This window comes from Micromonospora echinofusca (genome assembly GCF_017614955.1).
Taxonomy (GTDB): domain Bacteria; phylum Actinomycetota; class Actinomycetes; order Mycobacteriales; family Micromonosporaceae; genus Micromonospora; species Micromonospora echinofusca_A.
In genome coordinates this window covers 1-8,838 of the sequence record NZ_WVUH01000306.1, presented here as the reverse complement: position 1 = coordinate 8,838, position 8,838 = coordinate 1, and the positions used below count along the sequence as shown (strand labels likewise).

Here is an 8,838-nt window from a genome sequence, read left to right as displayed (position 1 = left end):
CGCTTGTCCCCCGAGGCCACCCGCCTCCGGTTACTTGTGTGTTGCCACCACATAGCCCGTGGGTGACGTCACTCCTAGCGTGAGCCGACAACGAGTTACCTCCCTCCCAGTCCCTCACGTGGAGTCAGAATGACGGTCCGCACGACGCGGCGGGTGTTCCTCTCCGCCGCCACCCTGATGGCCGCGGCGGTCGCCGCGACCGCCTGTGGCAGCCCGCAGGAGACCGCCAACGGCGGCGGTGACGGCGCCGCCCCGGTCAAGGTCGGCCTGGTGTACTCCCAGTCCGGCGCGCTCGCCAGCTACGGCAAGCAGTACATCGAGGGCTTCAAGGCCGGGCTCGACTTTGCCACCAAGGGCACCGGCAAGGTCGGCGGCCGGACCATCGAACTCACCGAGGTGGACGACGCGGGCGACCCGGCCAAGGCGGTCTCCGCCGCCAAGGACCTGATCGGCAAGGGCGTCAAGATCCTCGCCGGCTCCACCGCCTCCGGTGTCGCGCTCCAGGTCGCGCCGATCGCCGCCCAGAACAAGGTGCTCTTCGTCTCCGGGCCGGCGGCCACCGACGGCGTCACCGGGGTCAACAAGTACACCTTCCGCTCCGGCCGGCAGTCGTACCAGGACGTGGTGACCGCCAAGTCCTTCATCGGCGACGCGGCCGGCAAGAAGGTGGTCGTCTTCGCCCAGGACAGCGCGTTCGGCAAGAGCAACGAGGCCGCCGTGAAGGCGGTCATCGGCGGCGCCGGAGCCTCCGTCGGCAGCGTGCTCGCCCCGGCCAGCGCCACCGACTTCACCCCGTTCGCCAGTCAGCTCTCCGCCGCCAAGCCCGACCTGCTCTTCGTCGCCTGGGCCGGCACCACCGCACCCGCCATGTGGCAGACCCTCGACCAGCAGGGCGTCCTCAGCTCCACCACGGTCGTCACCGGGCTCGACATCCGGGCCTCCTGGCCGACCTTCGGCGCGGCCGGCAGCAAGATCTCCTTCCTCTCCCACTACTTCGACGGCGCCAGCGACACCGAGGCCGCCAAGGCCGCCAAGGCGAAGATCCCCGGTGGGGTACTCGACCTGTTCCACCCGGACGGCTTCGCCGCCGCCCAGATGGTCGTCCGCGCCGTCGAGCAGGGCGGGGACGACGTGGAGAAGATGGTCACCGCCCTCGAAGGGTGGAGCTTCGACGGGGTCAAGGGCAAGATGACCATCCGCGCCGAGGACCACGCGCTGCTCCAGCCGATGTTCCAGGCGAAGCTGACCGGTACCGGCGCGGCCCTGACCGCCGAGGCGCAGAAGACCCTCACCGGCGACGAGACCGCGCCACCGGCCGTGGCCATGAAGGGCTGACCTGTGCTCGCCACCCGTGGTCTGACCTGGCGCATCGGTGAGGTCGCCATCGTCGACAACGTCTACCTGGACCTCGCACCGGGGGAGTTCCTCGGCGTGATCGGACCGAACGGCGCCGGCAAGACCTCGCTGTTCAACCTGATCACCGGGGTCCGCCGGCCCACCAGCGGCACGGTACTGCTGGACGGGAAGGACATCACCGGACTGCCGCCGTACAAGCGGGCCCGGCTCGGCCTCGGCCGTACCTTCCAGGCGTCGTCGGTGTTCGGCTCGCTCACCGTCCGGGAGAACGTCCGGCTCGCCGTCCAGGCGCACCACGGGGGCTCGATGAAACTGTGGCGGCGGGCGGCGGCCGACCGGGAGGTGGCCGCCGCCGCCGACGCGGTGCTCGACCGGGTCGGTCTCCACCACCGGGGTACGGCGCTCGCCGGCACCCTGGCCCACGGGGAGAAACGGAAACTGGAGATCGCCCTGCTGCTCGCCGGAGAACCCCGGGTGATGCTGCTCGACGAGCCGATGGCCGGGGTCAGCGCCGAGGACGTACCCGAACTGGTGCAGGTGATCCGGTCACTGACCCGGGAGACGGGCCGGTCGGTGCTGATGGTCGAACACCACATGGACGTCATCCTCGAACTGGCCGACCGGATCGCCGTGATGCACCACGGCGCGCTGCTGGCCTGCGACACCCCGGAGACCGTGATGGCCAACGCCACCGTCCAGGAGGCATACCTCGGGGAGGCGCTGTGACGGTCGAACCCGTACTCACCGTCGAGGACCTGTCGGTACGCATCGCCGGACTGCACATCCTCCAGGGCGTCTCGTTCACCGTCGCCCCCACCGGGGTGACCGTGCTGCTCGGTCGCAACGGGGTCGGCAAGACCACCACCCTGCGCGCCGTGCTCGGGCTCACCCCCACCCAGGGCGAGGTCCGGGGTACCGTCCGGATGGGCGCCCGCAGCCTCGTCGACCAGCCCACCCACCGGCTGGTCCGGGACGGACTCGGGTACGTGCCGGAGGACCGCTGCGTCTTCGCCGGCCTCACCGTCACCGAGAACCTGCGGCTCGCCGAGCGGCGGGGCAGCGTACCCGCGTACGACCGGGTCTACGAACTCTTCCCCGAGCTGGACCGGCGCGGACGCCAGCGGGCCGGCTCGCTCTCCGGCGGCCAGCAGCAGATGCTGGCGATCGGCCGGGTGCTGCTCAACGACAACCGGCTGCTGCTGGTCGACGAGCCCACCAAGGGCCTCGCCCCGAAGGTGGTGACCGAGGTGGCCGAGGTGCTGGAACGGGTCGCCGCTGCGGTACCCGTGCTGCTGGTCGAACAGAACCTCGCCGTGGTCCGTCGGCTCGCCACCGACGCCGTGGTGCTCGCCGCCGGCCGGGTCGCCTGGACCGGCCCGGCCCGGGACCTGCTCCTGGAGACCGCGTTGACGAAGTCCCTGCTCGGCGTCGGTTCCGTGGAGGTACACAGCTGATGGGCACGATCGTTCTGCTGACCCTGACCGGGCTCGGGCTGGCCGCCCTCTACTTCCTGGTCGCCTCCGGTCTGGCCCTCGTGTTCGGCCTCGCCGACGTGCTCAACTTCGCGCACGGCCTGTTCCTCGGCGTCGGCGCGTACGCCACCTGGTGGGCGGCCGGGAACCTGCCCGGCGCCGGCCCGGACGGCCTCGGGTTCGTCCTCGCCGCCGCCTTCGGGGTGGTCGCCGGGGCGGTGGTGGCGATGCTGGTCGAACTGGTCATGATCCGCCCGCTCTACTCCCGCACCATCGAACAGGTGCTGGTCACGGTGGGACTCTCGCTCGCCGGGGTGGCACTGCTCCAGGCCACCTGGGGAGCCGACCCGCGCCCCTTCCCCCGCCCCGAGTGGACCCGGGGGGTCACCGAGATCCTCGGCGCCAAGGTACCGAACAGCGGACTGCTGCTGATCCTGGCCGCCGTCGTGGTGCTCGGCGGGCTGCTCGCCTTCCTCCGCTGGACCCGGTACGGCCTGATCATCCGGGCCGGCGTGGAGAACCGGGAGATGGTCACCGCACTCGGCATCGACGTGCGGAAGGCGTTCACCCTGGTCTTCGCGATCGGCGGGGCCGCCGCCGCGCTGGCCGGCGCGCTCGGCGGGATCTACTTCGGCTCGGTCTCCCCCGGGCAGGGCGGCTCCCTGCTGATCTTCGCGTTCATCGTGGTGGTGATCGGCGGGATGGGCTCGGTGGTCGGGGCCGCGTACGCGGCGGTCGCCGTCGGCCTGCTGCAACAGTTCGTCAACTACTACGGCACCTCGGGTGCCGGGGACATCTGCGTGGTCGCGCTGCTCGCCGTCGTGCTGCTGCTGCGCCCGCAGGGCATCGCCGGAAAGGTGGCAACGGCATGACGAACTCGGTGGTCGACGCGCCCCCGGCGAAGGTACCGGCCGAACTCACCCCGCCCCCGGGCCGGTGGCACCGGGTACGACCGTGGCTGCCGCTGGTCGCGCTGGTGGTCTTCGCGGTCCTGCCGTACTCCACGGCCCACCTGCCCGGGTTCTTCGAAGGCCCGCTGAACTCGCCGGGCACCCTGCAACTGCTCGCCATCTGCCTGGTCTTCGGCGGGCTGGCCGCCGGGTACGACCTGCTGTTCGGCCGGACCGGGATGCTCTCCTTCGGGCACGCGCTCTACTTCGCCGCCGGGGTGTACGGGGTGGACATCCTGGTCACCCGGGCCGGACTGCCCCTGTGGTCGGCGGCGCTGCTCACCGTCACCGGCGGCGCGACGCTGGCCGCGCTGCTCGGGGCGGTCGCGTTGCGTACCGCCGGGATCGCCTTCGCCATGGTCACCCTGGCGTTCGCGCAGGTCGGAGCGATCCTGGTGGCCCGGGACTTCGGCGGGCTCACCGGCGGCGAGGAGGGGCTGCCGCTGGACGTGAGCGGGCTGCCGGCCGCCCTGGTCGGGGTGACGAACACCGTCAACCTGTACTGGCTGGCCCTGGCGTACCTGACCCTGGTGGTCTTCGTGGTGCACCGGGTCTCCGGTTCGCCGACCGGGCGGGTACTCGCCGGACTCCGCGACGACGAGCGCCGGATCGGGGTGCTCGGGCTGGACCCGTACCGGTTCAAGCTGGTCGCGTTCACCCTCTCCGGCACGCTGGCCGCCACCGGCGGGGTGATCTACTGCCTGCTGGTCGGGGGCGCCTCCCCGCACATCACCTCCTCCGAGCTGACCCTGAGCCTGCTGGTCATGGTGGTGCTCGGCGGGCCGGGTACCCGCTGGGGTCCGGTGCTCGGCGGGATGCTCTACATGTACCTGGACCACCGGCTGACCGCGTTCGGCTCCTCGTCCGCCGTCGACGCGCTGCCCAGCGTGCTGAGCCGACCGCTGTCCCAGCCGCTCTTCGTGCTCGGCACGGTCTTCATCCTGGCGGTGTACTTCTTCCCCGGTGGCCTGGCCGGTCTCGCCGACCGGCTCGGCCCGCTGCGCCGCCTGCTGCCCCGCCGCCCGTAGCCGGGGGCCGGTCCCCGGCTGCCCGCGTAGCCGGGTCGGCGACCTGCCGTTCGGTGTCGCCGACCAGGAGAATGCCGGCGGGGCGGCGGCCCCCCGTGTGGCCGCCACCCTGCCGACATCTGCCGGCCTCAGCCGGATCCCCGGGTCACCCGTTGAGCAGCTCGTACGCGACAGCCGGGGCCCGGTCGGCGGTCGGCTCGGCGATCTTCTGCGCCTTGCCGTAGTCGGTGTACGTCACCACGTACCGGTACGCCTTCTGACCGCCCGCCGCCGGTAGCTCCAGGGTCAGGGAGCCGAGATTGCCGTCCGCACCGACGACCGCAGTGAAGGGCACCTGCTTCGCCACGTCACCCAGCGCGGTCATCTGCTCCTCGTCCAAGACCTTGGCGGCCTCTCCGGCGGTCAGGTCGATGACCCCGGCGTACCGACCGGTCGGCTGCCGTACGCCGTTTTCCTGCGCAAACGCGTTGCTGTACCGGGTGTGGTGCTGCTGTCCCACGCGCGGATGCGGTCCCGTTCCGGCGTCGACCAGGTCCGGTTCACGAGCAGGGATCCCATGTCAGACACGGTGCGCTTCGCGATACTCGGGCCGCAGCGCGCCTGGCGGGGCGACCAGGAACTCGATCTCGGTCCGGGCAAACAGCGTGCCGTCCTGGCGGTCCTCCTGCTCTCCGCCGGTCGGCCGGTACCCACCTCGCGGATCGTGGAGGCGGTGTGGCCCGACGAACCACCGGCCAACGGGGCGAACGTGGTGCAGAAGTACGTCGCCGGGCTGCGCCGGGTACTGGAGCCCGAGCGGTCACCCCGGACACCGGGTCAACTGCTCAGCCTCACCGACGCGGGTTACCTGCTGCGGATCGGGGCGGAGGCGGTGGACGCCGTGCGCTTCGAGCGCGGCATCCACCGGGCCCAGCAGCGGCGGGCCGAAGGCCGTACCGTCGATGCTCTCGACGAACTGAAGTCGGCGCTGAACCTGTGGCACGGTGAGCCGTTCACCGGTTTTTCCGGTCCGGTCTTCGACCCGGCACGGCAGCGCCTGGCGGAGACCCGGGCGGTCGCCCTGGAGTCCTGGGCCGACCTTGAGTTGCGGGTCGGTCGGCACCGGGAACTGGTCGGTGAGATGGTCAACCTGGTGGCCGACTTCCCGGTCCGGGAACGGCTGCGCCACCAGCTGATGCTCGCGCTGCACCGCAGCGGCCGGCAGGCGGAGGCCCTGACCGCGTACCGAGACTTCGACACCCTGCTGCGCGACGGGTACGGCCTGGAGCCGGGCGACGAACTTCAGGAACTGCATCGGCGGATCCTGAACTCCGATCCGACGCTGATGCTGCCCGAACGTTCCGTCCCTCCGGTGGAGGCACCGTCTTCTGCCGCGATCTCGGTGATGCCACCCGTATCTCCTGCCGGGCCGCTGCCTTCGCCGCCACCTCCTGCGGTGCCACCGCCACCGCCACCTCCTGCGGTGCCACCGCCACCGCCACCGGGGTCCGTCGCTTTTTCGATCCCGGCAGGTGGCCAGGCGGGGCGGCGACACCGTCCGCGCCGCCGGGCGCCGCGCGCGGTGAGCATCCTCGGCACGGTCGTGGGTACGGCCATCGTCGTGCTGTCGTTCGGCACGCTGACCTGGCTGGTGATGCTCGCGTACGCAGCCTGGCGGCGGAGTTGGCGACTGGCTGCTGTCTTCGCCGGCTATCTGTTCTGCCTCATCATCGAGGTGTATCTGATGGAAAAGCCCGAGATGGGGACGGATCCCCCCGCCTTCGACGCGTTTCTGTTCATCGGATGTTGGGGCCTCTCCTGGCTTGTCGGCGCGGCACACGTGGTCCTGCTCGACCGACGGATCTGGGCGGTGATCACCGGCGACCGTCGGGGACCCGACGGAAGGGCCGCCGACGAGCAGCGGATCCGTAGGGAACAGGCCCGACATCTGCTGTACCAGTACCCGGCCGCCCGGCACGAGCTGCACATCGGCCGGCCGGACCTGCCGCGTACCTTCGACGACGGCGGCCTGATCGACATCAACGCGGTACCGGACGCGGTGCTCGCCGGGCTGCCGGGCCTGACTCCGGCCCAGCGCCACCAGGTCGTCCTGGACCGGTGGCTCCGTGGGCCGTACTCGTCGATGGAGGAACTGGCCGGTAGGTGCCTGCTCCCGCCGACGCTGACCGATTCGCTCCGGGAGGTTCTGCTCTTCCTGCCGGTCGGCGACAACTGTTAACAAGGGGCCCTTCCTCTACCGAATGCGTTAAGCGGGGGCCCTTCCTTACAGCGGTGGTAGAAATGCCGGATGAGTCAGGACCGGACGGCGGTACGTGAGCGGGCCGAGGCGGTGCTGCGCCGGCTGGCCGGCGACCGGGCCCGGCTGCGCGAGGACCAGTGGCGGGCGATCGAGGCGTTGGTGGTGGACCGGCGGCGGGTGCTCTGCGTCCAGCGCACCGGGTGGGGCAAGTCGGCGGTCTACTTCGTGGCCACCGCGCTGCTGCGGGAGCGGTCCGGACCACCGCAGGAACGGACGGGACCAGCCGGGGAGCAGGCCGACGCCTCGGCCACCGGCCCGACGGTGATCGTCTCGCCGCTGCTGGCGCTGATGCGCAACCAGGTGGAGGCCGCCGCACGGGCCGGGATCCGGGCCCGCACCATCAACTCGGCGAACCTGGACGAGTGGGAGGAGATCACCGGGGAGATCCACGCCGGTACGGTCGACGTCCTGCTGATCAGCCCGGAACGGTTGAACAATCCGGACTTCCGGGACGGGGTACTGCCCCGCCTGGCGGCCACCACCGGCCTGCTGGTGGTCGACGAGGCGCACTGCGTCTCCGACTGGGGGCACGACTTCCGGCCCGACTACCGGCGGCTGCGGACGTTCCTGGCGAACCTGCCGGCGGGTACGCCGGTGCTGGCCACCACGGCCACCGCGAACGCCCGGGTCACCCGGGACGTCGCCGAGCAGTTGACCACCGAGCAGCCCACCGGAGCGCAGGGCGACGGTGACGGGGGTGCCGGTGACCGGGGCACCCTGGTGCTGCGGGGAGCGCTGGACCGGGAGTCGCTGCGGCTGGCGGTGCTGGAGCTGCCGGATCCGGCGTACCGGCTGGGGTGGCTCGCCGACCACCTGGAGAGTCTGCCCGGCTCGGGCATCATCTACACGCTGACCGTCGCGGCGGCCGGCGAGACGGCCCAGTTCCTCCGCTCCCGGGGGTACCCGGTCGCCTCGTACACCGGACAGGCCGACGACGCCGACCGGCGGGCGGCCGAGCAGGACCTGCTGGACAACAAGATCAAGGCACTGGTGGCCACGTCCGCCCTGGGCATGGGGTTCGACAAGCCCGATCTCGGGTTCGTCGTGCACCTCGGGGCACCACCGTCGCCGATCGCCTACTACCAGCAGGTCGGCCGGGCCGGTCGGGCGGTGGAGCACGCCGAGGTGCTGCTCCTGCCCGGCACCGAGGACGCGGCGATCTGGCGGTACTTCGCCTCGCTGGCCTTCCCGCCCGAGGAGCAGGTACGCGCCGTGCTGGCCGCGCTGCCCACCGACCGGCCGCTCTCCACCGCTGCGCTGGAGCCGATCGTCGACCTGCGCCGGACCCGGCTGGAACTGATGCTGAAGGTGCTGGACGTGGACGGCGCGGTCCGTCGGGTCCGGGGCGGTTGGCTGGCCACCGGGGAGCCCTGGCACTACGACCAGGCCCGGCTCACCCGGGTCGCCGAGGCCCGGGCCGCCGAGCAGCAGGCCATGCGGGAGTACGCGACCACCGCCGGCTGCCGGATGGAGTACCTGCGCCGGTGCCTGGACGACACCGGGGCGGCCCGGTGCGGTCGGTGCGACCGGTGCGCCGGGCCGCAGTACACCGCCGACGTCTCCCCGGTGGCGCTCGCCGCCGCGCAGGCGTTCCTCGGTCGGCCGGGGGTGGAGGTCCCGGCCAAGAAGCTCTGGCCGACCGGGCTGGAGGCGGTCGGGGTGCCGCTGCGGGGCCGGATCGCGCCGGGGGAGCAGACCGCGCCGGGCCGGGCCGTGGGGCGGCTCTCCGACCT

Annotated in this window: 8 protein-coding genes; 7 read left to right on the top strand and 1 reads right to left on the bottom strand. The window is 71.9% G+C overall.

What is annotated here, in order from left to right:
* Positions 1–129: 129 nt before the first annotated feature.
* From GSF22_RS26425 to GSF22_RS26405, 5 genes are read left to right on the top strand one after another with little or no spacing between them, the layout of a single operon-like run.
* On the top strand, positions 130–1,335 hold the full coding sequence (locus tag GSF22_RS26425; protein ID WP_208816443.1) for a substrate-binding domain-containing protein: 1,206 nt from the start codon (positions 130–132) through the stop codon (positions 1,333–1,335).
* A 3-nt stretch (positions 1,336–1,338) separates the two neighbouring features.
* Complete coding sequence (locus tag GSF22_RS26420; protein WP_208816442.1) at positions 1,339–2,082, top strand: ABC transporter ATP-binding protein; 744 nt, start codon at positions 1,339–1,341, stop codon at positions 2,080–2,082.
* Positions 2,079–2,810, top strand: coding sequence for an ABC transporter ATP-binding protein (locus GSF22_RS26415; RefSeq protein ID WP_208816441.1), 732 nt, complete (start codon positions 2,079–2,081; stop codon positions 2,808–2,810). The genes GSF22_RS26420 and GSF22_RS26415 overlap by 4 nt, the downstream gene beginning before the upstream one ends.
* Positions 2,810–3,700 (top strand): branched-chain amino acid ABC transporter permease, encoded by an 891-nt coding sequence (locus GSF22_RS26410; protein WP_208816440.1) that lies wholly within the window; start codon positions 2,810–2,812, stop codon positions 3,698–3,700. Before GSF22_RS26415 ends, GSF22_RS26410 begins: the two co-directional genes overlap by 1 nt.
* Positions 3,697–4,806, top strand: coding sequence for a branched-chain amino acid ABC transporter permease (locus GSF22_RS26405; RefSeq protein WP_208816439.1), 1,110 nt, complete (start codon positions 3,697–3,699; stop codon positions 4,804–4,806). Before GSF22_RS26410 ends, GSF22_RS26405 begins: the two co-directional genes overlap by 4 nt.
* 145 nt (positions 4,807–4,951) lie before the next feature.
* Here GSF22_RS26405 and GSF22_RS26400 read toward each other — a convergent pair whose 3' ends face one another.
* The gene (locus GSF22_RS26400) at positions 4,952–5,305 is read right to left on the bottom strand and encodes a hypothetical protein (protein WP_208816438.1); all 354 of its coding nucleotides are present in this window, start codon (positions 5,303–5,305) and stop codon (positions 4,952–4,954) included.
* A 57-nt stretch (positions 5,306–5,362) separates the two neighbouring features.
* On the opposite strand from GSF22_RS26400, the gene GSF22_RS26395 reads away from it, so the two are divergent.
* Together GSF22_RS26395 and GSF22_RS26390 are read left to right on the top strand one after the other, a co-directional pair.
* Complete coding sequence (locus tag GSF22_RS26395; RefSeq protein WP_208816437.1) at positions 5,363–7,024, top strand: AfsR/SARP family transcriptional regulator; 1,662 nt, start codon at positions 5,363–5,365, stop codon at positions 7,022–7,024.
* A 69-nt stretch (positions 7,025–7,093) separates the two neighbouring features.
* Positions 7,094–8,838 (top strand): RecQ family ATP-dependent DNA helicase (locus GSF22_RS26390; RefSeq protein ID WP_208816436.1); only part of this gene is annotated, 1,745 nt, incomplete at its 3' end.